The organism is Hymenobacter polaris (assembly GCF_012927305.1).
Classification (GTDB): Bacteria; Bacteroidota; Bacteroidia; order Cytophagales; family Hymenobacteraceae; genus Hymenobacter; species Hymenobacter polaris.
In genome coordinates, this window is the sequence record NZ_JABBGH010000005.1 from 21,319 (window position 1) to 48,135 (window position 26,817).

General features: G+C 60.7%; 25 protein-coding genes and 1 other RNA gene. 19 read left to right on the forward strand and 7 right to left on the reverse strand.

The window, feature by feature from the left end; all coding sequences use genetic code 11:
• Positions 1–180: 180 nt before the first annotated feature.
• The 8 genes from ssrA (at position 181) to HHL22_RS22745 (ending at position 4,613) form a co-directional block, all read left to right on the forward strand.
• Positions 181–553, forward strand: a transfer-messenger RNA (tmRNA) gene (gene ssrA, locus HHL22_RS22710).
• 122 nt (positions 554–675) lie between these two features.
• On the forward strand, positions 676–1,080 hold the full coding sequence (locus HHL22_RS22715) for a hypothetical protein (protein WP_169533728.1): 405 nt from the start codon (positions 676–678) through the stop codon (positions 1,078–1,080).
• Between the two features lie 11 nt (positions 1,081–1,091).
• A complete protein-coding gene (locus tag HHL22_RS22720) occupies positions 1,092–1,505 on the forward strand; it encodes a hypothetical protein (protein ID WP_169533729.1) in 414 nt (137 codons plus the stop codon).
• A 1,099-nt stretch (positions 1,506–2,604) separates the two neighbouring features.
• Positions 2,605–2,871 carry a hypothetical protein gene (locus tag HHL22_RS22725; RefSeq protein WP_169533730.1) on the forward strand — a complete coding sequence of 89 codons (267 nt, stop codon included), beginning with the start codon at positions 2,605–2,607 and terminating at the stop codon, positions 2,869–2,871.
• Between the two features lie 271 nt (positions 2,872–3,142).
• Positions 3,143–3,424 carry a hypothetical protein gene (locus HHL22_RS22730; RefSeq protein ID WP_169533731.1) on the forward strand — a complete coding sequence of 94 codons (282 nt, stop codon included), beginning with the start codon at positions 3,143–3,145 and terminating at the stop codon, positions 3,422–3,424.
• Positions 3,425–3,522: 98 nt separating this feature from the next.
• A complete protein-coding gene (locus tag HHL22_RS22735) occupies positions 3,523–3,942 on the forward strand; it encodes a hypothetical protein (protein WP_169533732.1) in 420 nt (139 codons plus the stop codon).
• A 53-nt stretch (positions 3,943–3,995) separates the two neighbouring features.
• Positions 3,996–4,145 (forward strand): hypothetical protein, encoded by a 150-nt coding sequence (locus HHL22_RS22740; RefSeq protein WP_169533733.1) that lies wholly within the window; start codon positions 3,996–3,998, stop codon positions 4,143–4,145.
• Positions 4,146–4,319: 174 nt separating this feature from the next.
• Positions 4,320–4,613 carry a hypothetical protein gene (locus HHL22_RS22745; protein WP_169533734.1) on the forward strand — a complete coding sequence of 98 codons (294 nt, stop codon included), beginning with the start codon at positions 4,320–4,322 and terminating at the stop codon, positions 4,611–4,613.
• 105 nt (positions 4,614–4,718) lie between these two features.
• Here HHL22_RS22745 and HHL22_RS22750 read toward each other — a convergent pair whose 3' ends face one another.
• The 5 genes from HHL22_RS22750 to HHL22_RS22770 all read right to left on the reverse strand — a co-directional run bounded on the left by HHL22_RS22750 (position 4,719) and on the right by HHL22_RS22770 (position 9,094).
• Entirely contained in the window at positions 4,719–5,060 is a 342-nt protein-coding gene (locus HHL22_RS22750) for a hypothetical protein (protein WP_169533735.1), read from the reverse strand.
• Between the two features lie 38 nt (positions 5,061–5,098).
• The gene (uvsE, locus tag HHL22_RS22755; RefSeq protein ID WP_169533736.1) at positions 5,099–6,163 is read right to left on the reverse strand and encodes a UV DNA damage repair endonuclease UvsE; all 1,065 of its coding nucleotides are present in this window, start codon (positions 6,161–6,163) and stop codon (positions 5,099–5,101) included.
• A gap of 59 nt (positions 6,164–6,222) precedes the next feature.
• Positions 6,223–6,921, reverse strand: coding sequence for a carboxypeptidase-like regulatory domain-containing protein (locus HHL22_RS22760; RefSeq protein WP_169533737.1), 699 nt, complete (start codon positions 6,919–6,921; stop codon positions 6,223–6,225).
• Between the two features lie 117 nt (positions 6,922–7,038).
• Positions 7,039–7,758, reverse strand: a complete 720-nt coding sequence (locus tag HHL22_RS22765; protein ID WP_169533738.1) for a hypothetical protein — start codon at positions 7,756–7,758, stop codon at positions 7,039–7,041.
• A 91-nt stretch (positions 7,759–7,849) separates the two neighbouring features.
• The gene (locus HHL22_RS22770) at positions 7,850–9,094 is read right to left on the reverse strand and encodes a metallophosphoesterase (protein WP_169533739.1); all 1,245 of its coding nucleotides are present in this window, start codon (positions 9,092–9,094) and stop codon (positions 7,850–7,852) included.
• Positions 9,095–9,193: 99 nt separating this feature from the next.
• Between HHL22_RS22770 and radC the strand changes: the two genes are divergently transcribed.
• Together radC and HHL22_RS22780 are read left to right on the forward strand one after the other, a co-directional pair.
• Entirely contained in the window at positions 9,194–9,961 is a 768-nt protein-coding gene (gene radC / locus HHL22_RS22775; RefSeq protein WP_169533740.1) for a RadC family protein, read from the forward strand.
• Between the two features lie 123 nt (positions 9,962–10,084).
• Positions 10,085–10,729 (forward strand): DUF1684 domain-containing protein, encoded by a 645-nt coding sequence (locus HHL22_RS22780; RefSeq protein WP_169533741.1) that lies wholly within the window; start codon positions 10,085–10,087, stop codon positions 10,727–10,729.
• Here the strand turns inward: HHL22_RS22780 and HHL22_RS22785 are convergent.
• Positions 10,726–11,331, reverse strand: coding sequence for a Uma2 family endonuclease (locus HHL22_RS22785; protein WP_169533742.1), 606 nt, complete (start codon positions 11,329–11,331; stop codon positions 10,726–10,728). The genes HHL22_RS22780 and HHL22_RS22785 overlap by 4 nt on opposite strands.
• A gap of 118 nt (positions 11,332–11,449) precedes the next feature.
• Between HHL22_RS22785 and pheT the strand changes: the two genes are divergently transcribed.
• From pheT to HHL22_RS22815, 6 genes are all read left to right on the forward strand, one after another.
• A complete protein-coding gene (gene pheT, locus HHL22_RS22790; protein WP_169533796.1) occupies positions 11,450–13,879 on the forward strand; it encodes a phenylalanine--tRNA ligase subunit beta in 2,430 nt (809 codons plus the stop codon).
• A 299-nt stretch (positions 13,880–14,178) separates the two neighbouring features.
• Positions 14,179–17,232, forward strand: coding sequence for a M16 family metallopeptidase (locus HHL22_RS22795; protein ID WP_169533743.1), 3,054 nt, complete (start codon positions 14,179–14,181; stop codon positions 17,230–17,232).
• 105 nt (positions 17,233–17,337) lie between these two features.
• The gene (locus tag HHL22_RS22800) at positions 17,338–17,637 is read left to right on the forward strand and encodes a hypothetical protein (protein ID WP_169533744.1); all 300 of its coding nucleotides are present in this window, start codon (positions 17,338–17,340) and stop codon (positions 17,635–17,637) included.
• Positions 17,638–17,674: 37 nt separating this feature from the next.
• Complete coding sequence (locus tag HHL22_RS22805) at positions 17,675–17,968, forward strand: cell division protein ZapA (RefSeq protein WP_169533745.1); 294 nt, start codon at positions 17,675–17,677, stop codon at positions 17,966–17,968.
• A 154-nt stretch (positions 17,969–18,122) separates the two neighbouring features.
• On the forward strand, positions 18,123–19,811 hold the full coding sequence (gene rny / locus HHL22_RS22810) for a ribonuclease Y (protein WP_394354472.1): 1,689 nt from the start codon (positions 18,123–18,125) through the stop codon (positions 19,809–19,811).
• A gap of 178 nt (positions 19,812–19,989) precedes the next feature.
• On the forward strand, positions 19,990–20,850 hold the full coding sequence (locus HHL22_RS22815) for an N-acetylmuramoyl-L-alanine amidase (RefSeq protein WP_169533747.1): 861 nt from the start codon (positions 19,990–19,992) through the stop codon (positions 20,848–20,850).
• Between the two features lie 136 nt (positions 20,851–20,986).
• Here HHL22_RS22815 and HHL22_RS22820 read toward each other — a convergent pair whose 3' ends face one another.
• Positions 20,987–21,487, reverse strand: a complete 501-nt coding sequence (locus tag HHL22_RS22820) for an acyl-CoA-binding protein (RefSeq protein ID WP_169533748.1) — start codon at positions 21,485–21,487, stop codon at positions 20,987–20,989.
• Between the two features lie 213 nt (positions 21,488–21,700).
• On the opposite strand from HHL22_RS22820, the gene asnB reads away from it, so the two are divergent.
• The 3 genes from asnB (at position 21,701) to HHL22_RS22835 (ending at position 26,777) form a co-directional block, all read left to right on the forward strand.
• On the forward strand, positions 21,701–23,605 hold the full coding sequence (asnB, locus tag HHL22_RS22825) for an asparagine synthase (glutamine-hydrolyzing) (protein ID WP_169533749.1): 1,905 nt from the start codon (positions 21,701–21,703) through the stop codon (positions 23,603–23,605).
• A gap of 195 nt (positions 23,606–23,800) precedes the next feature.
• Positions 23,801–25,339 carry a hypothetical protein gene (locus tag HHL22_RS22830; protein ID WP_169533750.1) on the forward strand — a complete coding sequence of 513 codons (1,539 nt, stop codon included), beginning with the start codon at positions 23,801–23,803 and terminating at the stop codon, positions 25,337–25,339.
• A 97-nt stretch (positions 25,340–25,436) separates the two neighbouring features.
• Entirely contained in the window at positions 25,437–26,777 is a 1,341-nt protein-coding gene (locus HHL22_RS22835) for a UDP-glucose dehydrogenase family protein (protein WP_169533751.1), read from the forward strand.
• Positions 26,778–26,817: the final 40 nt, after the last annotated feature.

Sequence of the window (26,817 nt, forward strand, 5' to 3'; positions counted from 1 at the left end):
CCCAAGCCGGCTGGCAAGTACTGGGCAAAAGCCAAGCCGCTGGCAGTAAAACACCTGCGCCAGCCACATAATTTCGCCGGCGGGCCTAGGGAACAAAAAGCCGCTTCCAAACCTTTGCCTCATATGGCGCGTATCTTTGCGCCCCAGCTCCGCGGAGATGGACCTCGTTCTTTCTATTTTGGGGATGACCGGAATTGACAGCTTGTGCATGTCGCGGGTAAGCGTGCCGGGAGGTGGTGGAAGCTCTCCCGCTAAAAAATCTACCAAACAACAACTGGCGAGTATAGCTACGCCATGGCTGCCTAGTTTAGAACTACGCACGTCATCGTGCCGCCCGGGCTTTTCCATTGCGCCCGGGAGTTCGGCGCGTCGTAAGTAACGGATAGCCTGCCGAGAGCCGTGATTGGCAGGCGAAACTCAACTGCGGATAAGGACGCGCTATAGGCCTGGCTGGTGCCCGGCGCGTCACGAATAAAATAAGCCTGACTACGCACGTAGAAAGCACGTCGGCCTCCTTGTCTGGACCAGGGTTCGAATCCCTGCATCTCCACTGAAATGCCTCTAGCACTGCGCTAGAGGCATTTTTTATGTTTTCTAGTAAAACAGTAGTCAAGCAATGACCGATTTCTCCACCGAAACCCGCACTTTCTTAGGCCAGACGGTCATTTCTAGTTCGTGACGACACTCTACCAAAATTCCTACCTCAACATTTTGTTGCACCAAACCACGCACTGTACGCTGGAGTTGCAGTGGCTCAATTTTGTGCCCAGTACTGACTTTCGGGCATCTATCGAGGAGTTGATGCGCCTGATGCGTCAGCACCAGGGCAAAGCCCTCGTGGCCGATAACCGGCTGCTACGCGCCCTACGGCAAGCGGATTTAGAATGGAGTGGGGACCAGGTGTTTAATGGCATGCATAAGCTAGGCGGCCAGCGCTTTGCCGTGGTGGAATCCCACGACGCAATGAACCGTATGGGCGTGAATGCTTTGGTAGCTACAGTCATTCCCGGTACGCAGCTCACCAGTCAGTATTTCGACAGTATTGAGGCCGCTCGCCATTGGGCCACCGCCCCGTTCTAACCCTACTTTTCGTGAAAACCCTCTTTACTGCCCCCTACCTGACAATTTACCTGCACGACAGCCCAGCTCCTATGCTGGAGCTAAGCTGGCAGAGCTACGCGGGTAGTGCAGATTTTCGCGCGGCGGCCCAGCAGGCCCTGGCGTTGACGCAGCAATTTCAGGTAAAAGCGTGGCTAGGTGATGACCGTTTGTTGGGAGCCGTGCGACCCGCGGATTTGCAGTGGGCAGAACATGATATTCTACCCGCACTCGCGCAGGCTGGCCTGCAACGGTTTGCGCTCTTGGCTCCCGTAGCGCCCATGAACAACCTTCTACTAGGCGATATGTACAAACGCACTATCCCTCAATTACCTTACGAAATACGCTATTTCACGGACTTGACGGAAGCTCGCACCTGGGCGCTAGAAATGAGCAATCCGACTTAAAGTTTAAATCCGGCCATGCCAATATACTTTACGCCGTTAACTATGCCCTGCATCTCCATTGAAACCTTCTCTGCGCTTCGTAGAGAGGGTTTTTTATTTTTGCGCCCAGGCCAAGTTTAACGACCTTTAAGCTACAAGCGCCAGCGGCCGAGCTTGCCAAGCAGCATGCCCTGCAGTGCTTTGGCCACGTAAGAAAATTGCATTGGTGCTTTCTCAGCGGCCGCCAGCCTTAGCTCTCTAGGGGCTATTTTACCCACAATGGCCAGCGCAACCCAACCTGGGGTGGCCTGCGTAGAAGGCGAATGAATAAGCCCCAAACGTTTCCGGACTATCTGCCCGCTTTTGACCGCCGTCTAGAGTACCAGGCGGGGCTTTTTACCCCGGCAACACACCTAGGGCAGCGCGTCCAAAACGCAAAGAAAATTACTGCTCAGTCGGATGGTCAGCAGTGGCTGGGAGCAGACTTCAGCCACATTATTGTAAACCGATAACCTGTTGCCCCGCATGTGGCTACCTCAAGCGCTTACACGGAGCTGCTGGCTTCGTGCTTTTAAAGGCGGATAGAGCAGCCCATAAAAAAACCCACTGGATACCGGCGGGTCTTTCTGTGCTATGAAAACAAACTTTTAAACTACGTACTTGTACGCAGATTCTACTAGATAGAACGAAGCTTATATAGGAAGGGTTACAGAACCCAACACATTTATACTGCTATGCCGCGGTTAGCCATATAGCAAAAACCTCACGCGGTCAGATATCCCTAGCTACCTCGACGACTCTCGCAAAGAGCTGACTTAGGCGGCCAGCAGCAAACAGTGAGATTAGCTTAGTGAACAGCCCTAGGCCGCGCCGCCCGGCAAATAATTGGCTAAGCGTTGGCAGCCAGCACTTTATTACCTTAACTTAAGCAGTTTAGTAAGCTCGATAATTATAAGAGTAAGTATTTGATGGCTAGTTGCTAAAATGGTGCTCGGGGAAAGGTGACCGGCAGATAGGCTACCTGGCTGGCTGGCCGGCGGCAAACAGCTAGCGGGCAGCCCCGTATACAAGCGCAAGACAGCTGGTACGCAGCCAGAATGCCCTTACACTCCCTACTTTTATGAAAGCCACCCTATTACTAGCCGCTTTGGCCTTGGCCACCGTCCCTGCCTTTGCCCAAACCGTTGCTCCTGGCACTACGCCCGGCGCTACTACCGGCAACCCTTCCAACATGCCTAGCGCTGGCGACCCCACCACGACGCAGCAAAGCCCCGATAGCAAGCGCATGGATAAGATGAACCGGCGCATGAACCGCGGCTCGAAAAATGGCACTATGAAGATGAAAACCAAGACCAACGCCGACGGCACCATGAAAACGAAAATGTAGTTGATTAGGTCCTGCGCAGGTAGGGCATTGCATAAGGGCCGGTTAGCAATAAGCTAGCCGGCTTTTTTTGTATTTATTTCTGAAAAATGTGACTGGACACTACCGAGGGTAACTACTTGATTACGTTTAGAACTGATTAATTATTCCGTTGAAAAAAGCGCTTATTTGGTTTGCTCTAGTTAGCTAAAGCCCCAACTATCTGTCACTTAAGGCGTATACACCCAACCGGCTGCAGTCAGCAGCTTCCCTTTTAAATTTAATTCCCTTTCCCATGAAAGCTTCCCTGATTCTCGCCGCCGCTTTTGCCCTTTGCACCAGCGCTGCCTTTGCCCAAACGACGCCTACCACTACCACGCCCCAGACCGGCACGATGAACAATGGCACTATGAATAATGGTACCACGACGAGCACCGGCACCATGAATTCGACTACTGACCGCATGGGCAACATGAACGGCATGGACAAAGGCTCGATGCGTAGCAACAAACGCATGTCGAAAAAAGGTATGAAGAGCAAAACCAACTCGGACGGCTCGATGAAAACCAAAATGTAGTAGCCTTTCGGCCGCCACTACCGTATAAGTCGAAAGCCGGCTGGCCCAATAGGCCAGCCGGCTTTTTTCGGCAGTAACCATTTAGCGTATAAAGCTTTATGAAAGCCTATTTACTTCTGTTCGGCTTGGTGGCGACTGCCGCGCACGCCCAAACGGTGCCCTTCAATGCTACGGCCCCGATGCGGGGTGGGGCCTACAACCAAACGGCCGTGCCGCCCGCCAATGCCGCCCTCGACCAAAGCACCATTCAGGGCCCATCGGAGGTGCAGCGCACGGTTTCGAGCTACGATGCACAGCCCAGCCGCCTGCCCGTGAGCGTAGGGGTGCCCACCAGTGGTACCCCCGACGTGTCGCCTACTGCCGTGCCCGATGTGCGCGAGCAACCCTTGATTCCGCAGCGCCGCTCGCGCCAATCGACTGAGGTGGTGCCCAGCCGGGGCGTGGGCTCCAGCACGGTGGTGCAGCGCCGCCCGGCCCAGCCCATCAACGATGCTTCGCTGCCCCAGCCACAACCATAGGCAGCTTTTTGAAGTAAGAAGATTGCCTGGTTACGCTCTTAACAACTGCTTTTATGCGTGTTTCTCATCCTATATTGGCCGCTGCGCTGCTCACCGGTGGTAAGGCGCTAGCCCAAGCTGCCCCCGGTACCAGCACTACCAGCGGGCCCATATCGGGCAGCGTAACTGCCTCGGCCAATGTAGGACCGGCCGGCCAGCACTAGAGCCAGCAGTATCGCAATCAGATGCGCAACAACCGCGCCACGGACCCTAGAAGGCAGCACCGCAAGGCGGCGCGCCAAAACAAGGCTACTTCTACTAGTGTCGGCTAGGCTAATTAACCTCTGCCGAAAAGCCAACAGGCTTACCACACTACTTTTTTTATTTTCCCTCTTCTCATGAAAATCTTCCAATTAGCCCTGGCCGCTGGCCTGCTTAGCTGTAGCGCTGCTTTTGCCCAAACCACGCCCGGCACCACCGTGCCCAGCACACCAGGCCCAGCTGGCACTGCCTCGCCCAGCGCCGTGCCCAGCGGCATGGCCGCCCCCACCCCCGACCCTAAAGGCAATGTGACACCGAGCGAAGCCTTCACCAAAGGCTCGCCGAATAGCGATGCTCGCAGTGACCGCCGCATGAAGCGCAAAAAAATGAAAGACACCATGCCGAACGGCAAGATGAAAACCAACATGTAGCCACCCGGCCCTAGGCCCCTTGGTACGCAAAATGGCCCGGCTCTCACGTAGAAAGCCGGGCCATTTTGCGTACCAAGGGGCCTAGGGCCGGGTGGCTAGCATTAGCTATTTGGCGCTGTGCTCCAGCAGGCCGTGGCCGTGGGCGCGTAACACATCAGCCAGCTTAAGCAGGTCGGCTTTGAGGTCGGCGGGCGCGTGGTGGCTTGCCTGGCTGGTTTGGTCACCGAGCATGGTGAGCGAGTTGCCGATGGCCGTGGCGCTGAGGCTACCGCTGGTGAGCAGCGATTGCAAATTGCCCATCTCGCGGGCAATGTCTTGGTATTCGGGCAATCCACTTTGCAGAAACTGCTGTTGCCAGGTTTCGGTGTTGTCCATGGCCGAGCCAAGGGGTAAGCTGATCAGGCCGTTTTGCAGCCCCGAAAGGGTTGCGTGCAGAAGGTCGTTCATTGGAAGAAAAAGCTGGGTAAGAAAGAAAAGGCGTACAGTTACTGGGGAGGCTTGGGTGAGGACTGCTTGCTGGCGACTGCCCTAGGGCTGGCTTTGGCGGCCGGGGCCGCGGCGGGCTTGCGCGTCTTGCTATTGGGTGCCACGCGCTTGCCAGCGGCATCAAGGGTGGCGGGCACGAAGGTGGGCGGCACATAGCCGGCCGGCGCGGGCGCCAGCAGGCCCCGCGCGCGCAGCAGCTGAGCCGCCGCTACGGCGCTGGCTTCCTTGTCCTTGATTTCGAACATCATGTCCACATCCAGCCCCGCTAGGTCGTCTAGAAATTGCTCGAACAGCGCGGGCACTAGCGTATCTGTGTGCTTGCCGCGGCGCTCGTTGGGCGCCTGCGAGCTGTAGTCCATCATCAGCACGCCGTCGCGCTGGGGGTGCCAGGTGGCGGCGGCCAGGCGCAGGGCCAGGCGCATGGGTTCCCCGTGGTTAAGGCACTCGTGGTGAAAATTATCGAACAGGATGGGCACGCCCGTTTCGTCGTACAAACTCAGGCACTCGCGCAGGCTGTACAGGCGGTCGTCGTTCTCTACCACCAGGCGAGCCTTCACGGCCGCGGGCAGCAGCTGGTGAAAGGTTTCGACCCACCGGGCTAGGGCCAGGCCCTTGTCGCCGTAGGCCCCGCCGGCGTGGATTTGGAGTTTGGCCGTGCTGTCCAGCTCCATCAAATCCAGCATCGAGCCCTGGTACACCAGCTCATTTACGCTGCGCCGCACAATGGCGGGGTCGGGCGAGTTGAGCACCACAAATTGGTCGGGATGGAAGGAAATCCGCATCCCGTTTTGCTTGATGAATTCGCCTAAGGCCCGAAACTCACTCTTAAAGTGCGTTTGCCAGGGAAAGGTGTTCACCTCGTGCGAGCCGAAGGGCACGATGTCAGACCCCATGCGGAAAAAAAGCAGGCCGTGCGCCACGTTCCACTCCAAAATGCGGCGCAGGCAGGCCAGGTTGCTGGCTACGGTTTCTATTAATCGCTCGGGCGAGTAGGAGGCCAGCCGGAAGGTGCGCGCCGCGCTGCAATCAAGCGTTTCATTCACGCAGGGATACCCAATTTTCATGGCTTTTCCTTACGCGCGAATGGGCCGCCGCGTTGGGCGTGGGCGCCTAGAGAAGCTGCTTATTCGTAGCCCCGGTTGTCTTTAAACGACTTGTTATACTCGGCGCGTGCTTTTTGGGCTTTCTCCGCAGCTTCCTGGGCCTTTAGCTGCTCTACCTTGCGGCGCTGCTTGCCCTCGCGCGAGAACTGCTCATACAGCCAGTCCACGTTGGAGGTGGCAATACTGGGGGCCACCACCTTGGGGCCCGTCGTATCGACGGGGAAAAGCGGCTTGGGCGGGGGGGCTTTTTTAGGAATCTTAACCACTGGTGGGGCGGGGCGCTTCATGTTGCGCAACGCCCGGTTGATGCTGGCGCGGTCGGGCCGGTCGGCCGTCACCTTCACTTCGCCCAGCTGCACTGGGTCGGGCACCAGTGAAACCTGCACCACTAGCTGCGAGAGGCTAGTGCCCCCTAGGGCCAGCAAGTACGGCTTGAAGCCCACGGCCCGAAACAAGATAGTGTCGGTAGCCAGCGCCGTAACCAGGAAATCACCCTGCGCGTTGGCCGCCACGCCGCTGCGGGTGCGCCGCACCTGCACGGTGGTGCCGGGCACGGGGTCGCGGCTGCCCGCTACCGATACCGTGCCGCTTACCCGGATAGTGGGCGGCGGGCTGCCGGCCTGCCCCCAGGCCCGCGGGGCCCCTAGGGCCGCCAGCACCAGCCACCCCACTACGAAGAGCAAGCACCGGGTGGGAATAAGGGCAGAGAGTAGCTTCACAAAAGACAAATACGCGGTTTAGTTAACAAAGCTGCTACCAAAAGAGCAAAAAAGAGCCCGCGTCGTTGCAGACGCGGGCTCTTTGCCGGCTAGCCGGCAATTTTTGCCGCCTAGGGCTTACATCTTCATTTTCTCGCCGTCGGCAGTTTTCACTTTTACGTCGCCATCTTTCACCTTCACCTTGGCTCCGTTCTCCAGCTTGGTTTTCGATTTCTCCACCGTGTTGTCGGGGCCCAGCATACCATTGGCGCGCATCACTTTGCCAGCCGTAGTAGGCGTGCCGCTGCCGCTCGTGCCGCTATTCATATTGCTGCTCGACGAAGTAGACATGGAGCTGGAAGTGCTATCGGCCGAGGGCATAGTAGCCGACGAAGCAGCTGCCGTTTGGTCGGTGGTGTCGAGGTTGTTGGCCTCGTCATAGTCGTTTTGCGACGACTGGTAGGCCTGGTACTGGGCCGGCACCAGCAGGATGGTTTGGAATTCCTGGTCGTTGGCCTTCATGTAGTCGCGTTTGGCGGTGGCCATGCCGGCCGTATCGGCCTTAAACTTGGCAATCATCTCGTCGTAGCGCTTGGCGCGGTTGTAGTAGGCCGTCTTCAGCTTGGCCAGGGTCGCGGCATCGCTAATCTTGTTTTGCGAGGCAAAGCGCGTAGCCATGCGGTCGCCGCGCGAGCGGTAGTCAGCGTCGGTGTAGGTGCGCGTGGTAGTGGTGGTAGCAGTGGCGCCGGTCGAGTCGGCGGGCGTAGTGGTGGTGGCGGTTTCGGTAGTAGAGTTCGACGAGCACGAGCTCAGCGAAAGCGCGGCAAAACCAGCCAGCAGCAGCAAGGAAGATTTCATGAGAAAGAAAAAAAGGTGATTTGGAAGATGTTAAACGCAAAATAAGCATGTGAGTTTCTGCGTTGCCGTGCCTTGCAGTTAGGCTACTGCCCTAGGCCCGGCGTAGCTCAATAAGGGTAATTTCGGGTAGGAAGCCTACCCGCATGGGAATGCCCAGGTAGCCCAGGCCCACGTTCACGTACAGCCGCTGCTGGCCCTGCTGGTAGGTGCCCGCCCACTGTGGGTACGAGTACTGCACGGGGCTCCACTTGAGGTGCGGCAGGTTGAGGCCGAACTGCATGCCGTGGGTGTGGCCGGCCAGCATCAGGTCAATATCTTTATAGTCAAGTACCTGCGCCTCCCAGTGCGAGGGGTCGTGCGAGAGCAGCAGCTTGAAGGGCGCGTTGCCGCTGGCGGCGTGGGCCTTGGGCAGGTTGCCGTGCTTGGGGAAGTTGGGGTGGCTGCTCCAATTCTGCACCCCCAGCACGGCAATTTCGGCATCGCCGCGCTTGATGGGGTGGGCCTCATCCAATAGCAGCCGCCAGCCAATGCGGGCGTGGTTATCTGCCAGGCGCTGCAGGTTGGCGCGCTTGGCGGCGGGGCTGGACCACTGCACGTAGTCGCCATAGTCGTGGTTGCCTAGGATAGAGAAAATCGGGTAGCCGTGGCGCGACTTGATGCCCGCCAGCGTGGGGATGTGCGGCTCCACCTCGGTAGCAATATTGTTCACCAGGTCGCCGGTCATCACCACCAGGTCGGCCTGCTGAGCGTTGATGAGGGCCACGGCCCGCTGCAGCGGCTCCAGCTCGCCGTTGAACGAGCCGGTATGCAAGTCGGAGATTTGCAAGATTTTGAAGCCGTCGAACTCGGCCGGCAGGTTGGGGTAGCGTAGGGTGCGGCGGCGCACCTGGTAGTCGGTTTTGCCGCGCGCCAGGCCCCAGAGCATGGCCGCCAGCGGCACCAGCCCTAGCCCTAGGGCCAGCCGGCTCACAAACTCACTGCGGGCAATGCCGTCAGCGGTAGCTAAAGGTGGGCGGGACTGTCCGCCCAGCGCCCAGCGGCCCAGCCGGGTCAGGTCTTCGAGTAGCATGGGCACTAGCACAACCACTTTGGCCGCCAGCAAGATGAGCGGCAGGGCCGTGAGGTAGCTCTTGAGCGCCGACGGGTGCTGGCGGTTGTTGATGGCCCACATGGCCGCCGCCCACAGCCCTAGGGTGAGCACCCAATAACTTATGCCCAGGCCCCAGCGGGCGGCGTTGCTACTCAGGTTGAGTACCGTGCGCACGGCCAGGTAGCCGTACACCTCGGCCAGAATGATGAGCAGAAAAATGCCCCAGAAAAGAAGTTGACGCGCCATAATGGGCAGAAGAACGGCCCGCCGGCCGTTTGGTTAGCTGGCTGGCTAACGGCTAGGCCGGGCAAATGCTTTATTTTAGCGGATATAACTCGACAGTATATGCGTGCCACCATATCCGAACCGACTGATTTACCGCTAGAAGACGACCCGGCCGTAGGGCCCGCCCCGGCCGCCTACGTCCCGCCCAGCCTGGGCATCAAAAGCTGGGCTGAAGAGGACCGCCCCCGCGAGAAGCTGATGCAAAAAGGCCGCGCTGCCCTCAGCGACGCCGAGCTGATTGCCATTCTGCTAGGCTCGGGCACCACTAGGCTCACGGCCGTGGACGTGGGCAAGCTGATGCTGCAAGCCGTGAACGGCGACCTCAACGAGCTGGCCCGGCTCAGTATCAAGCAGCTCTGCCGCCACCCCGGCGTGGGCCCCGCCAAGGCCATTACCGTGATGGCCGCCCTGGAGCTGGGCCGCCGCCGCAAGGAAAGCGGCGCGGGCCGGCGCGTCACCATCGCCAGCTCGCGCGACATCTACCAGCTGGTGCGGCCCCAGCTGCAAGACCTGCCGCACGAGGAGTTTTGGGTGGTGCTGCTCAACCGCGCCAACGTGGTAATGCGGCAGGAGAAAATCAGCAGCGGCGGGGTGGCCGGCACCGTGGCCGACCCCAAGCTTATTTTCAAGCAGGCCCTCGAAAACCTAGCCAGCAGCCTCATTCTGGTGCACAACCACCCCAGCGGCAGCCGCCAGCCCAGCGCCGCCGACATTGGGCTCACCAAAAAGCTCAAGGAAGCCGGTAATTTCCTCGATTTGCCCGTGCTCGACCACCTCATCTACACCGACCACGGCTACTACAGCTTCGCCGACGAGGGCCTGCTGTAGGGACGGGTCGCACCCGCCCGCTGGTCGCGCCATTAAGTTGTATCTGGCTGTTTCGTTGCCGGACCCTAGGGCATATTTGCGGGGCAAAACCCTGCCGAAGGGCGGGAGTTACTCGCTCCAACAATGCGTAAACTATTGCTCCTAGGGCTACTGCTCGCCGTAATTGGCCTTTTCTACTACAGCTGGCAGGCCTCGCCGGACGCCACCCCGCCGCCGCTGGCGCCCAGCCCCACCTACGCCGCGCAGGTGCGCCAGGCCCGCCAGCAGAAAGACCAGGCCTTCCGCACCGACGCCGGCTCGCCCCTCGATAGCGCCCAGCGGGCGGCATTCGGCGGCCTGCGCTACTTCAAGCCCGACGAAGCCTACCGCGTGACGGCCCGCTTGGTGCGCGCCGCCGTGCCCACGCCCGAGCCCCTAGCCCTCACCAGCGCCGGCAAGCCCGATGCCTACGTACGCTACGGCACCGCCGAATTTGAGCTGGGCGGCCAGCCCCAAAAACTGCTGCTGCTGCAAAAGCAGGGCCTAGGCGGCGCCAATGAGCTGTTCGTGCCCTTCACCGACCCCACCAACGGCCAGCAGACCTACGCCGCCGGCCGCTACCTCGACCTGCCGCTGCCCGCGCCCGCTGCCACCGAGCTAACCCTGGATTTCAACGCCGCCTACAATCCCTTCTGCGCCTACAACCACCACTACAGCTGCCCCAAGCCCCCTAGTGAAAGCCGCCTGTCGGTGCCCGTGCTGGCCGGCGAGCAGCAATACCATCCCTAGGCGGCTGCCTCGCGCAGCTCGCGCAAATCCAGGGTAAAGCCCGGTAGTACGGGCTCGCCGCTCAGCTCATTATCAAATCCTTGCATCTCTTCGACTGGCTGGCCGGGGCGGTAGATGTAGGCTGTTTCCGGGCTGTCGGTCAGTAGCAAGCCGAGCTGCGCGCCGTTGGCCAGCCACTGCGCCATTTTGGCTTGGGCATCGGCCAGGCGGTCGGTAGGCGATATCACCTCCACCACAAACTCGGGGCACAGGTGCAGAAATTTGCGGCGGCTGGTCAGCGAAACATCTTCTAGCTTAGTCAGGCTTACCCACGAGGCATCGGGCGAAAGCGTGGCGCCATCGGGCAGGACGTACCCAGCCGACGAATCGGCCACCCGGCCGAGCTTAGTCTTTTTGTTCCAGTTGCCAAGCTGGCGGGCAACCTCAAGGCTCTGGGCGCTGGATACAAAACCGGCTGGGGTCATAATGATAATTTCCCCTTGAGCAGTGCGCTCCATGCGCAGGTCGGGGTTGGCTTGGCAGAAATCAAAAAACTCGTCGTCGCTGAAGCTGGCAACGACGGCCCCGTGCAGAATCAACGGGGCTTCGGGATAGTAGCTCATCGCGGTTAAAGTAAAATGCTGGCTAAAGATACGCGGGGTGGTTTTGGCGGGTGGCCCACCCGCCGGCCCGTACCTTTGCCCCGTGCGGCTGGCCCCGTTTGGCGGCCGCTTCTGGCAAATGACTATCTCGTTCGACTGGCTTAAAACCTTATTCCCCACCACCTTGCCGGTAGCCGAAGTGGCCGCGCTGCTCACCGGCTCGGGCCTCGAAGTAGAGCACCTCAAGGACGTGGACCGCGTGCCCGGCGGCCTGCGCGGCGTGGTGCTGGGCACGGTGCTCACCTGCGCGCGCCACCCCGACGCTGACAAGCTGAGCCTCACCACCGTGAGCGTGGGCGACGACACCCCGCGCCAGATTGTGTGCGGCGCCCCCAATGTGGCCGCCGGCCAGCGCGTGGTGGTGGCCCTGGAGGGCGCCACGCTGCACCCCACGGTGGGCGAGCCGTTCAAAATCAAGAAGTCCAAGATTCGCGGCGCGGCCTCCGAGGGGATGATTTGCGCCGAGGACGAGATTGGGCTCGGCACCTCGCACGCCGGCATTCTGGTGCTCGATACCGACCTGCCCGACGGTACGCCCGCTGCCGAGTACTTCAACCTGGGCGCCGATACCGAGATTGAAATCGGCCTCACGCCCAACCGGGCCGACGCGGCCTCGCACTACGGCGTGGCCCGCGAGCTGCGCGCCCTGCTGGGTGAGCCCGCCCACCTGCCCGACGTAAGCGCCTTCGCGGCCCCTAGGGAGGGTGCGGGCATTGAAGTGGTGATTGAAGACGAGCAGGCCTGCCCGCGCTACGCCGGCCTGCTGCTGGAGGGCGTGCGGGTGGGCCCCTCGCCCGAGTGGCTGCAGGGGCGCCTGCGCAGCATCGGCCTCTCACCCATCAACAACGTGGTGGACGTCACCAACTTCGTGCTGCACGAGTTGGGCCAGCCCCTGCACGCCTTCGACGCCGACGCCATCACGGGCGGCCAGGTGCGGGTGAAGCGGGCGGTAGCCGGCGAGCTGTTCGTGACCCTCGACAACGTGGCCCGCACGCTGAGCGCCAGCGACCTGGTCATTGCCGATGCCAACGGCGCGCCCATGGCCTTGGCCGGCGTGTTTGGGGGTAAAGTGTCGGGTGTGAGCGACACGACCACCCGCCTATTTCTGGAAAGCGCCTACTTCGCGCCGGCCGTGGTGCGCCGCACCAGCCAGGCCCACGGCCTCAAAACTGACGCCTCGTTCCGCTTCGAGCGCGGCACCGACCCCTACATGGTGCCCACTGGCCTGCAGCGCGCCGCCCTGCTGCTGCAAGAAGTGGCGGGCGCCCGCCTGGCCGCGCCGGTCGTGGACGTATTCCCGCATTCCATTCCGGCCAGCCCGGTTACGCTGCGCCTCGACCGCGTGCACAAGCTCATCGGCCAGGAAATAGGGGAGGGGCGCATCCGCGAAATTCTGCACGGCCTCGATATCCGCATTGAGGCCGAAACCCAGGAGGCCCTAGGGCCGGTGTGGCAGCTGGAGGTGCCGCCCTACCGCGTAGACGTGACCCGCGAGGCCGACGTAATCGAGGAAATCCTGCGCATCTACGGCTTCAACAACGTGGCGCTGCGGCCCCATAATTCGGCCTCGTTCCTGTCGGGCTTCCCCAGCCCCGACCCCGAGGTGGTGCGTCAGAAAGTAGCTGCCCTGCTCAGCGGTCAGGGCTACCAGGAAATCATTACCAACTCGCTCACCAACTCGCTCTACTTTGAGCAGGGCGAGGAGCGCGACGCCGCGCTGGTGCGCATCCTGAATTATAACAGCCAGGATTTGAACGTAATGCGGCCTTCGCTGCTGCACTCGGGCTTGGAGGTGGTGCGCCACAACATCAACCGCCGCCAGCGCGACCTCAAGCTCTACGAGTTTGGCAAAACGTATGAGCAAACCGAGGGCGGCAAGTATAAGGAGCGCACCGTGCTAGCCCTGTACCTGACTGGCCACGCCGCCGCCGAAACCTGGCAGCAGCCCTCGCGCAAGACCACCTTTCACGACCTGGCCGGGGCGGTGCAGCAGGTGCTGGCGGCCCTGGGGCACCAGGCACCCGCCTCGCAGCCGGTGCAGCACCTCGGGTTGGCCGGCGGCCTCACGCTACTGCTCCAAAATCAGCCCGCAGTGGCCCTAGGGGCCGTGTCGCCGGTTGTGCTCAAGCGCCTCGACGTGAGCCAGCCCGTGTGGTACGCCGAGCTGGACTGGGACTGGCTGCTGAAAAAGTACAAGGGTACCCTCACCGCCCGCGAACTGCCCCGCTTCCCCGAGGTGCGCCGCGACCTCTCGCTGGTAGTCGATAAGGCCGTGACTTTCGAGCAGTTGCGCAGCATTGCCCAAAAAACCGAGAAGAAGCTGCTGCAAGCCATCAACGTGTTCGACGTGTACGAGGGCGAGCGCCTGGCAGCGGGCAAGAAGTCGTACTCCGTCAGCTTCCAGCTGCAAGACCCCGGCCAAACGCTCACCGACCAAGCCATCGACCAGGTGATGCAAAAGCTGATGCAGCAGTTTGAGAAGCAAGCCGGCGCGCTCATTCGCAAGTAGTCGGTAGCGAGATACTAGTTGTTGCTACCCTAGGGTATCTTAAAACCAAAACGTCCGTCATGCGGAGCTTACCGAAGCATCTCTACCGCGCAGTATCGTGCAATAGAGATGCTTCGGCAAGCTCCGCATGACGGGCTTTTTGGTTGCTAAGACACCCTAGGTCAGCCCACTGCGGAAAAGGTTGCCAGACTGGCGTAAATAATCTGCCAGATGAAAGCTTGATGTAATGCAAAATGCTCCTTGACGAGTAACATTGTGCGCTGGTCAACCGGCCTAAGCTCTCACCCTTTTTTCTCTATATGAAAGTACGCGCTCTCTACCCCTGGCTGTGCGGCCTGGGGCTGACGTTTTCCACGCTGCCGGCCCTAGCCCAGCAGCCTGCGGCTAAGCCCCTGAAGCCTAACGGCGCCAAGCCCACCACCCCCAAGCCGCCCACCGTGAAGGCGGCGCCCACGGCCACCGCCGGCGGCGCGCGGCTGATAGAGAAAGTAACCCAGAAGCCCGGTGAGCTGGTAATTCCGTATTCGAAGTACGTGCTGCCCAATGGCTTAACGCTGGTAGTAACCGAGGACCATTCCGACCCGCTGGTACACGTGGACGTGACCTATCACGTGGGCTCGGCCCGCGAGCAGATTGGCAAGTCGGGCTTCGCGCACTTCTTCGAGCACATGATGTTTCAGGGCTCCGACCACGTGGGCGACCAGCAGCATTTCAAGCTGGTGACGGCCGCTGGCGGCACCCTCAACGGCAGCACCAACCAGGACCGCACCAACTACTACGAAACCGTGCCGAGCAACCAGCTCGAAACGGCGCTGTGGCTGGAAGCCGACCGCATGGGCTTCCTGCTGGATGCGGTGAGCCAGAAAAAGTTTGAGATTCAGCGCGCTACCGTGAAAAACGAGCGTGGCCAGAACTACGACAACCGCCCCTACGGCCTGGCCAGCGAGTACATCGTGAAAACGCTGTATCCCTACGGCCACCCGTACTCGTGGCTCACGATTGGCTACCTCTCCGACCTCGACAAGTCGGACGTGAATGACCTGAAGAACTTCTTTTTGCGCTGGTACGGCCCCAACAACGCGACCCTCACCGTGGGCGGCGACGTGAATACCGCTCAGGTGGTGAAGGAAGTAGAAAAGTACTTCGGCCCCATTAAGCGCGGGCCCGCCGTGCCGGTGCAGAAGCTGCCCGAGCCCGTCATCACGGCCGACCGCTACGTGAGCTACGAAGACAACGTGCGCTTCCCGATGCTGCAGATGGTGTTTCCGACGGTGCCCCACGGCAACCCCGACGAAACGGCGCTCGATGCGCTGGCCGATATTATTGGCGGCGGCAAAACTTCGCTGCTCTATAAGAATCTGGTAAAGAGCCAGAAGGCGGTGCAGGCCTCGGCCTACCAAAGCAACTCGGAGCTAGGCGGCCAGTTCACGCTGGTTGCCCTCGATGTGCCCACCACGCGCCTCGACAGCACCGAGGCTATTTTCCGCAAGACACTGGCCGAATTTCAAAAAACCGGCCCCACCGACGAGCAGGTGGCCCGCTTTAAAGCCAGCACCGAAGCCCAGTTGATTAACGGCCTGAGCAGCGTGAGCGGCAAGGTGAGCCAGCTGGCCGCCAACCAGACGTTCTTCGGCAACCCCAACCGCCTGCCTAAAGAGCTGAAAGACCTGCGCGCCCTCACCAAGGCCGACGTGCAGCGCGTGTACGACAAGTATATCCGCGGCAAGCACGCCGTTATTTTGAGCGTGGTGCCCAAGGGCAAGGCCGCCGACGTGGCCGCCAAGGACAACTACACCGCCTCGCCGGCCGGCTACGTGGCTCCCAACTACGGCTACGACGGCCTGAAATACGTGAAGGCTACCGACACGTTTGACCGCTCGAAGCAGCCCGCCGCTGGCGCCAACCCCGTGGTGAAAGTGCCCGCCATCTGGCAGGATAAGCTGGCTAACGGGCTGAAAGTCATTGGCACAAAGAACACGGAGCTGCCCGTCAGCACCATGCTGCTGACCATTGAGGGTGGCCACCGGCTCGAAACCATGAACAAGGCCGGCATAGCCAGTCTGACGGCCCAAATGCTGAACGAGGGCTCGGAGAAGTATACCAGCGAGGAGATGTCGGCCGCCCTTGACCGCCTCGGGAGCACCGTGCAGGTATTTGCCGGCGACGACAACACGACGGTGTACGTGCAGACGCTAACCAAGAACCTGCCCGCCACCCTGGCCCTGCTCGACCAGCGCCTGCTGCACCCGCGCTTCGACCAGGGTGACTTTGACCGGCTCAAGCAGCGCACGCTGCAAGGTATTGCCAACCAGGTAACGCAGCCTGTCACCATCGCCAACAACGAGTACGCGCGCCTGCTCTACGGCAGCAACGATATTATGAGTGTGCCTAGCATTGGCACTACGGCCAGCGTGACGAGTCTCACGCTCGACGACGTAAAGCAGTTTTACCAGCAGTACTACTCGCCCAGCGTCAGCTTCCTCACCGTGGTGAGCGACCAGGACCAGGCGGCTGTGGAGCCGGCCCTAGGGTTCTTGAAGAGCTGGCAGGCCAAGCCCGTGACGCTGCCCGTAGCCTCGGCCGCCGCGCAGCCCGATAAAACCAAGATTTACTTTATCGACAAGCCCGGCGCGGCGCAGTCGGAAATCCGGGTGGGCTACCTCACGGGGCTGCCCTACGACGCGACCGGCGACTACTATAAGGCCTATCTGAGCAACTACCTGCTGGGTGGCGCCTTCAACTCGCGCATCAACCTGAATTTGCGCGAGAACAAGGGCTACACCTACGGCGCCCGCTCGGGCTACCAGGGCACGCGCTACTTCGGCCCCTACACCGCCCAGGCCGGCGTGCGCGCCGATGCCACCGCCGCCTCGGTGAAGGAGTTTATGAGCGAAATCCAGAACTACCGCAACGGCATCTCGGATGAGGAACTGGCTTTCCTGCAAAGCTCGGTGGGCCAGAGCGACGCGCTGCGCTACGAAACCGGTCAGCAGAAAGCCGGCTTCCTCGCGCGCCTGGTCGAGTACAATTTGCAGCCCGACTACGTGAACCAGCAAAGCACCATTCTGAAGGCGCTGAAGAAGGAAGACGTGCAGGCCTCGGCCCAGAAATACCTGCCCGCCGATAAGATGTACATTGTGGTAGTAGGCGACCGCGCCAAGGCCTTCCCGGCCCTAGGCGAGCTGGGCTACGACGTGCAGGAGCTGACTGCTGATGGCCAGCCGGTAGTTGCTGCGGCGCCGGCCGCTGCTACGCCTACCGCCGCGCCCGCCGCCGACGCCCTGCCCGACGGCAAAGTGAAAACCGAAGAGAACGGCCGCAAAATCAAAACCAAGAAGAAGGGCGGGGCCTAGGGCCTTAGCCTCGGCCATACCTGGGGCCCGCCGCCAACCGCGGCGGGCTTTTTTTGGGGCGGCGGCGGGCGTTACCTTCGCACCCTCACTCTTTTTTTGTTTCCGGTGGTTTCATCCCAGCAGCTTGCGCAACTCGACCGCCTGGAGCGGCAGGTAACCACGCTAGTGGCTGCCTATCAGCAGGTGCGCGAGGAGCTGGCCGACGCGCTGGTAACCATCGAGCACCTGCGGGCCGATGGGCGCGAGCGCGAAAAGCAGCTGCGCGAGTACCAAAACCAGGAAAACATTGTTAAACTTGTGCAGACTATAGCCGGCGGGGAACCCACCCAGGCCAACGAGCTGAAACAACGCCTCAACGAATACATCCGCGAACTAGATAAGTGCCTTGCCTATTTGAGGGAATAACCTGCCTTCTGATGATGCACCTGCCACCTACTCCCTGATGAACGAGCTAGCCATAAAAATTCGCATTGCCGAGCGCGACTACCCCATGCGGGTGGCCGTGGCCGACGAGGAGCGCCTGCGCCTGGCCGGCCGGCAGCTCAGCGAGCGGCTGCGCGAGTTCCGGGAGCAGTATGGCATCCAGGACAAACAAGACCTGCTGGCGATGGTAGCCTTTACCACGATGGCTGACTCCTTGAAAGTCAGCAGCGAAAAGGATGGAACCGATGCAGCCCTTGCCGAGCGCCTCACGCGCCTCGATGAGCTGCTGGCTGGCGTGGTGCTGGCTGCATAAGGCCCTAGGGCTTTGGTAGCAGCCTAGCACCCACCCCTTCGTTGGCCCGACCGGCCCTAGCCCCTGCCGCAACCGGCGGATGGGGTGGGCCACGGGTTTTTTGACGCGGCTATGGTGTTGACTCCCACTCAATTCCATATCCTACATGAACTCAATGATATACGTGGCGATAGCCGCCGTGCTGGCCCTAGTGGTTGGCCTGGTGGTGGGCCGCCAGCTGGCTGCCAAAGCCAGGCAAGACCACGAGGGCGAGGCCCAGGCCCGCGCCCGCCAACTACTGGAAGAAGCCGAGGCCACGGCCACCCGCACCCGCGACGAGCGCATTCAGCAGTCGAAAGACAAGTTTCGCAACCTCAAAAACGAGTACGAGCAAGAGCAGAAGCGCCAGCGGCGCGAGTTTGAAGCCGAAAGCCAGCGCCTGAAGCTGGCCCTGGAGCAGGAGCTAACCGAGCGCCGTCAGGGTGTGCTGGCCCAGGAGCAAAGCATCAAGCACCTCACCGACGCAACTGAGAAGCAGCTGGAGCTGGTGCAGCGCAAGGAAAAAGAGCTGGAAACCGCTCGCGAAAAAGCCCAGGCCGACGCCGAGCACCAGCGCCAGCGCCTGGAGCAGCAGGAAGAAAAGCGCCAGGCCCGCCACGAAACTGCCGTGGCCGAGCTGCAAGCCAAGCGCCAGGAGGCCGACGAGCAATTGGCCGAAGTACAGGGCCAGCTGGAGCGCGTGGCCGGCCTCACCGCCGCCGAAGCTCGCGAGCAGCTGGTTGAAAGCCTGCGCAATGAGGCGCAGCTGCAAGCTTCTTCTTACATCAAAGACACCGTGGCGCAGGCTAAGCTCACGGCCACCAAAGATGCCAAGAAGGTGGTGCTCGAAACCATTCAGCGCACGGCCTCGGAGCATGCCATCGAGAACTGCGTGTCGGTGTTCAACATCGAGAGCGATGACGTGAAAGGCAAGATTATCGGCCGTGAGGGCCGCAACATCCGCGCCCTAGAATCGGCCACGGGCGTCGAGATTATCGTGGACGACACGCCGGAAGCCATTATCATCTCCGGCTTTGACCCGGTGCGGCGCGAGATTGCCCGCCTCTCCCTGCACTTGCTGGTGAAGGACGGGCGTATTCATCCGGCCCGCGTGGAGGAAATCGTGGCCAAGACGACCAAAAAAATCGAGGAAGAAATCATCGAGATTGGCGAGCGCACGGTTATCGACCTCGGCATTCACGGCCTACACCCCGAGTTGATTCGGATGGTGGGCCGCATGCGCTTCCGCAGCAGCTACGGCCAGAACCTGCTGCAGCACAGCCGCGAAGTAGCCAACCTCTGTGCTACCATGGCCGCCGAGCTGGGCCTCAACGTGAAGCATGCCCGCCGCGCCGGCTTGCTCCACGACATTGGCAAGGTGAGCACCGAGGAACCCGAACTGCCCCACGCCATCCTAGGGATGGAAATGGCGAAAAAGTACAAAGAGCACCCCGACGTGGTGAACGCCATCGGCGCCCACCACGACGAGATAGAGATGACGGCCCTTATCTCACCCATTGTGCAGGCCTGCGACGCCATCTCGGGCTCGCGCCCCGGCGCCCGCCGCGAGATGATGGAGAGCTACATCAAGCGCCTCAAGCAGCTGGAGGAAACGGCCAGCGGTTTCAAAGGCGTCAACCAGACCTACGCCATCCAAGCCGGCCGCGAGCTGCGCGTGATAGTGGACGCCGAAAACGTGAGCGACGAGCGCGCCGGCGAGCTGAGCTTCGAGATTTCGCAAAAAATCGAGAAGGAGATGCAGTACCCCGGCCAGATTAAAGTCACGGTCATCCGCGAGATGCGCTCGGTAGCCTACGCTAAGTAGCCAAGTGTCGGTATTCAACAGGCGGTCAGGCTGAGCTTGTCGAAGCATCTCCGCCACGTTGTTAAACGACTCGGTTGAAGCGGTAGCAATATTTCGGCTGCATTCAGCCTGATTACTTGTTGAAACTAACTAAACCCCGGTTGCCATCGCAGCCGGGGCTTTATTTTGGGGCTTCGTTATGAAGAAACTGTTACCTTTTTGGTCGGCTTTGGCCCTAGGACTGCTGGCTGCCGCTTGCGTGCGCAACCCCTACACCGCCACCAACCGCGTGTACCGCCAGCAGGTGAAGGCGCTGGCCCGGCAGCTGATGTCCCAGCCGCCGCAGCCGCCTATCGATAGCCTGCCGCCCACGCCCTACTGGGTGGGCACGGTCAACTTTAACCTGCGCAAGCCCAACTACGTCATTATCCACCACACGGCACAGGACAGTACCGCGCAGACGCTCAAGACGTTTACGTTGGTAAAGACGCAGGTAAGTGCCCACTACGTGATTGGACGCGACGGCAAAACCTACCATATGCTCAGCGACTACCTGCGGGCCTGGCACGGGGGCGTGTCGCGCTGGGGCGGCATCACCGATATTAACTCGGTATCCGTTGGTATTGAGCTGGATAACAATGGTACGGAGCCTTTTGCCGAGGCGCAGCTAACGAGCTTGCTGCGGGTGCTGGCCTACCTGAAAAAGAGCTATAACATTCCGGCTACTAACTTCATCGGCCACGGCGACATTGCGCCGGTGCGCAAAAATGACCCCAGCGCCCTCTTTCCCTGGCAGCGGCTGGCGGCCCGCGGCTTTGGCCTCTGGTACGACGCGGCGGTGCTGACCGATACCACCGCGGCCCCTTTCGCCGCCGACTCCCTAGGGCACCTGGCGGGCCCCTCGCCGGCTGAAGCCTTGCGCGTAATCGGCTACGACACGCGCGACTTGCCGGCCGCCACGCAGGCTTTCAAGCGCCACTTCGTGCCCGGCGAAACCGGCGCCGAGCTAAGCGAGCTGGACCGGCGCATTCTATGGAATTTATACCGCAAGTATTTGTAATATATAAGTTAAAAAGCCCGTCAGGCTCATCTGGCGTCCGCTTGTCGAAGCATCTCTACCGAACTATTACGTCGTGGTAGAGATGCTTCGACAAACGGACGCCAGATGAGCCTGACGGGCTTTTTAACTATATGCCCTACTGCGCGCCTTTCAGGGCGTCCTCACCGCCATAGGGCGCACCGGCGGTAATGTCGCCGCGCAAGCCGCCGGTGGCCTGGCCGGGGCCAAAGCCGGGCTGGGGCGCGGTGGTGTCGTTCTCTTTTTCGGCGGTTTGGACCCTAGGGGCGTCGGGAGCGCCAGTGTGGTCGTCGGTGGCTACGGCGCCGGCCTCGGTGCCGCTGGCGCCGGCTGGGCCGCCGGTTATCTCGGCTACCTTGGCCACGTACTGGCGCTTGGCATCGTCCTCGCTGGTACCCTTGTACTTGTCCCACGACTCCCACTGGGCCTGCGACAAGCCGGCCGGGCCGCTGGCTTTATCGGCTTCGGTGGCGGCTACTTCGCCGGGCTGCATATTCACATCGCCCTCGGTGGCTTGCTTGTAGAGGCCGTAAAGGTCGGTCATGTGCTTGGCCGCTTCGGCGTCGGAGAGGTTGTTTACCTGCTGGGCGGCAGCTTCAAATTGCTGTTGTAAATCCATGGAATTGAGGTGGGGAAGGGGCTAGTGAGGCCGGGTGAAGTGCCTGGCTAGGGACTTTACTACGGCTGGGGGGTGGGGGTTGCGCCGCCGGGCCCAAGTAGTAACCCCCGGCTGCTGCTACCTGGTGGCCCTAGGCTACGGCAAAATGCCCGATGCCCCTGGGCGTATGCTATCCTTCGGTTCGCGCCGCGGGTTATCTTTGCCCGATAAGCTATGTGTGGAATAACCGGCGTTTACGCCTTCTCCGATACCGGCCGCCTGGCCCTGGCCCGCCTGCAGGATGCCACCGACGCTATTGTGCGCCGGGGACCCGACTCGCAAGGGCATTTCGTGTACGACAGCGTAGGCCTGGGCTTTCGGCGCCTGGCCATTCTCGACCTCTCGGCCGATGGCAACCAGCCCATGACCGACGCCTCGGGCCGCTACACCATCGTTTTCAACGGCGAGATTTTTAACTACCGCGAGCTGCGCGCCAAGCTGGTCAAAAAAGGCTACCAGTTTAACTCCCAGACTGATACGGAAGTTATTCTGAACCTTTATATCAGTGAAGGGCGTGGGTTTATCAAGAAGCTCAACGGCTTCTTCGGCTTCGCGATTTACGACAAAGAGGAAAACTCGCTCTTCATCGCCCGCGACCGCTACGGCGTGAAGCCGCTGCACATCTACCGCGACGAAGACCACCTAATTTTCGGCTCCGAGCTGAAGTCGCTGCTGGCCCTAGGGGTGCCGCGCAAGCTCGACTACGTGGCCCTGAGCCAATATTTGCAGCTCAACTACATTCCGGGCCCGGCCACCATTTTCAAGGGCATCAAGAAGCTGCTGCCCGGCCACTACCTGTTTATGCAGGGCGAGAAAGTGGTGCGCAAGCGCTGGTACAAAATCCCCTACGACCCCAAGGAAGTCGCCAAAAACAAGCTCACCTACGAGGAGCAGCAGGCCAAGCTGGTGAAGCTGATGGACGAGTCGGTGGAGCGCCGCCTGGTGTCGGACGTACCCCTAGGGTCTTTCCTGAGCGGTGGCATCGACTCGAGCGTTATTACGGCGCTGGCCGCCCGCCACACGCCGCACCTCAATACGTTCAGCATCGGCTACCGCGACGAGCCCTTCTTCGACGAAACGAAGTACGCCAACCTAGTGGCCAAGATGCACGGCACCAACCACACGGTGTTCTCGCTCAGCAACCAAGACTTGTACGACCATTTGTTTCAGATGCTGGACTACTTCGACGAGCCCTTTGCCGACTCGTCGGCTCTGGCCGTGCACGTGCTCAGCCAGCGCACCCGCCAGCACGTAACGGTGGCGCTGAGCGGCGACGGGGCCGACGAGCTATTCGGCGGCTACAACAAGCACATGGGCGACTTTCGGGTGCGGCAGGGCGGCTTCAAGGCCGAGGCCGTTACGGGCTTCAACCTGCTGTGGGACATCCTGCCCAAATCGCGTAACTCGTATTTCGGCAATAAAATTCGCCAGTTTCAGCGCTTCTCGCGCGGCATGCTCTCGGGGCCTAAGGACCGCTACTGGGACTGGGCCAGCTTTGCCAGCGAAAAGCAAGCCAGCGAGCTACTTAGCCCCGCTAGTCGCCGCAAGGTGGGCAAGAAGCTGGCCGCCAAGCGCCGCAAGGATATTCTGGAAAACATTCACGCCGACGGTGACCTCAACGAGGTGCTGCTAACCGATACGCTGCTGGTGCTGCCCTACGACATGCTCACCAAGGTAGACCTGATGAGCATGGCTAACTCGCTAGAAGTCAGAACGCCTTTTCTGGATTATAAGGTGGTAAACTTCGCCTTTTCGCTGCCCGTGAGCAGCAAGGTGAACGGCGACATGAAAAAGCGCATCGTGCAGGATGCCTTCCGCCCCCTGCTACCGCCCGAGCTATATGACCGCCCCAAGCACGGCTTCGAAGTTCCCCTGCTGAAGTGGATGCGCGGCGAGCTGCGCCCCCTCATCGAGCAGGACTTGCTGGCCGACGACTTCGTGGCCGGCCAGGGCATCTTTGAGGTGGCCGAGGTGCAGAAGCTCAAAAAGCAGCTCTTCTCGAACAATCCCGGCGATGCCCACGCCCGCATCTGGGGCCTACTGGTATTCCAGTACTGGTGGAAGAAATACATGGCGTAGCGAAGCGGTACTTTAAAGGGCAGTTAGCTCAACTCAGCCTTTTTAGGCCTTGCTGCCGAAACCAGCCATTTCCCTTGGTACATGCTTCAGCGTAGTAGACCAGTCGCAGTGATAGCGCCTGGCTGGCGGCCTGCCCGACCCGACTGGTTCGATACGCGGACTGTCAAGCAGCTACTTGCGGCTACTTGGGGCGCGTTGCTGCTCACGCGCCTGCTACTGCTCGGGCGAGGTACGCTGTCCGACTACGACGAGCGTCGCTACTTGCAATCCTTCGCTGCCGTGCGGGCCGCCGTGCACGGCAACTGGCACGCCGTAGCCTACGACTTGTCCATGACCGACGCCCGGCCTTTGGATGCTTTGTGGCGCTGCCTGCCCGCGGCCGTGCAGTTGGCGCTGCACCGGTGGGCTGGCTGGTCCCTGTTTGGTTATCCCACACTGCTGGTGCCAACGGGGCTCAACTGGGTAGCTACAGTACTGACGGCCTGTTTTTTCTATCGGATAAGCCAGCGGCTACTGGCCGACCTGCCGGCATCCACTTCCTGGGCGCTGGTAGTGGCCGTGCTCTACGCCAGCCTTGCCAACACCAGCTTGTACGTGCGTCACGTAGCGCCTTACGACGGTGCTCTGCTGCTGTTTATGGGGTTGCTGGCCTGGGTATTGCGGCAGCCACCGGGCCCTAGGGGTTGGTTTTGGATGAAGCTGGGGCTAGGCGCGGGCTTGCTGTGGCTCACCTACCCAGGCTACTACGCGGGGCCAGTGCTGCTGGTAGCGCCTTTGCTCGATTGGCGGCGGCCGCTGCCGTGGGTGGTGCAGCACGCGGGACGCTTGCTGCTGCTGGGCGCGGGGTTTGCCCTGCCGCTGCTGGTTGCCGAGGGGCTGAGTCGCCTGGGTGGGGCGCCGCCGTTCTGGGCCGTAAGCTACGATTTGTCGCTACACATTCTGCAGGGTTCTCCTGAGGAGGGGTATACGTTTGCTTTCAAGTACTTATGGCAGGTAGAAAGCTGGTTGGGAATAGCGTTGCTAGGCCTGCTGGCCGTAGCGCTTTGGCAAGCGGCTAGGGCGATGATGCAAGTAGGCTGGGTGGCGCTCGTGCCCAGCGCGCCCCGCCAGCGCCTGTTACTGGCCGCCGCACTTCTTTTTTTGGCCCATGCCTCGGCCGCCGCCCTCGGGCACCGCATCGTGTGGTACGGGCGCCTCCTCCACCTTTACCTGCCCTGGCTGGTGCTGGCGGCTGTGGTGCCCCTGGCCCGTAGCCGCGCCACCTGGGCTACGGCCTTGGCCATTGCCGCCTGCCTGCTAGGCGTGGTGCACTACGGCCAATTCTTCCATGACTTTCAGCAGCTAGTGTATCCGCCCGACCTGGTAGCGCGCTACCACTTAGGGTGCCTGCCCCCCACGCAGCTGCGCTACTACACGGAGGTGAAAGTAGCCAACGACCTGCTTTACCCCGTGCAAGGCGCGGGGATGCCGGCGCCGGAAGCCTGCCCGCCTGCGCGTGCTACAGCCGATAGCGTGACGGTACTGGTCAATTTTGCGCTGCTATATCCCCTCACGGCCGCTACCCGCCAGCCAGCTTACCTGCCGAAGCCCACTGCCCGCCAGCTGCTGGAGCAGCCTTATTTCGGCAGTTTTCCGGCTTACCGCTTCGAGGGATTAAGCCCGGCAGAACGGACCGAAGCAATTCAACGCCAGTTTAAACTGCGAATACTACGCGAGCCAGCAGCGGTAAAGTAACAGGGGCTTTACCTTTACAGCATTCGTAAGCTTTTATCAGTGCTTCCGCATTTTATTATTCAAGACAATAACACCTTTTTTTTCACTTAGTTAACTTATGAAAATAGCGGTAGTAGGCACCGGCTACGTCGGGCTGGTTACGGGTACGTGCTTTGCCGAAGTGGGCATTGATGTAACCTGCATCGACATCGATGAGAAAAAAATCACCAACCTCCGCAACGGAATCCTGCCTATCTATGAGCCGGGCCTGGAGGAGATGGTAGCGCGGAACGTGAAGCAGGGTCGCCTGCACTTCTCCACGTCGCTGGCCGAGAGCATCAAAGGTGCCGACGTGGCCTTCATTGCCGTGGGTACCCCGCCCGGCGAGGATGGCTCGGCCGACCTAAAATACGTGCTGGCCGTGGCCCGTGGCATGGGCGAGAACATGGACAACTACACGGTCATCGTGACCAAGAGCACGGTGCCGGTGGGCACGGCCGCCAAAGTGCGCGCCGAAGTGGAAGGCGCCCTAGCCAAGCGCGGCGCCAGCATCGACTTCGACGTGGCTTCCAACCCGGAATTTCTCAAAGAAGGTGCCGCTATCGACGACTTCCTGAAGCCCGACCGCATTGTGGTGGGCGTAGCGTCGGAGCGGGCCGAAGAGGTGATGCGCCGCCTTTATAAGCCTTTCCTGCTCAACGGCCACCCGATTATTTTCATGGACATTCCGTCGGCCGAAATGACGAAATACGCGGCCAACTCGATGCTGGCCACGAAGATTTCGTTCATGAACGATATTGCTAACCTGTGCGAAATCATGGGCGCCGACGTGAACAAAGTGCGGCAGGGCATTGGCTCCGACGCCCGTATTGGTACCAAGTTTATTTATCCCGGCATTGGCTACGGCGGCTCGTGCTTCCCCAAAGACGTGAAGGCGCTCATCAAGACGGCCCAAGAAAACGGCTACCAGATGCAGGTGCTGCAAGCCGTGGAAGGCGTGAACGAGGCGCAGAAAGAGGTGCTATTCAGCAAGGTGAAAAAGCATTTTGGCGGCGAGCTAGCCGGCAAGAAGTTCGCCATCTGGGGCTTGTCTTTCAAGCCCAAGACCGATGATATGCGTGAAGCACCTTCACTGGTGATTATCGAAAAGCTGCTGGCCGAAGGCGCTACGGTATCGGCCTACGACCCGGTAGCCGTGGCCGAAGCCAAGCACTCGCTCGGCGACCGCATCACCTACGCCAAAGACCAGTTTGAGGCCCTGGTAGATGCCGACGCGCTGCTGGTGGTAACCGAGTGGCCCGAGTTCCGCTCGCCTTCGTTTGAGGTAGTAGGGCGCTTGCTCAAGCAAAAAGCTATCTTCGACGGCCGCAATATCTACGATGCCGCTGAGCTAAAAGAGTTAGGCTTCACCTACCATTGCATTGGGGTAAAGACTGACCATAAAGAGCCAGTCGCTTAGTTTATCAGCTGTTAGTCAATAGCTGCTAGCTATTGGCTCT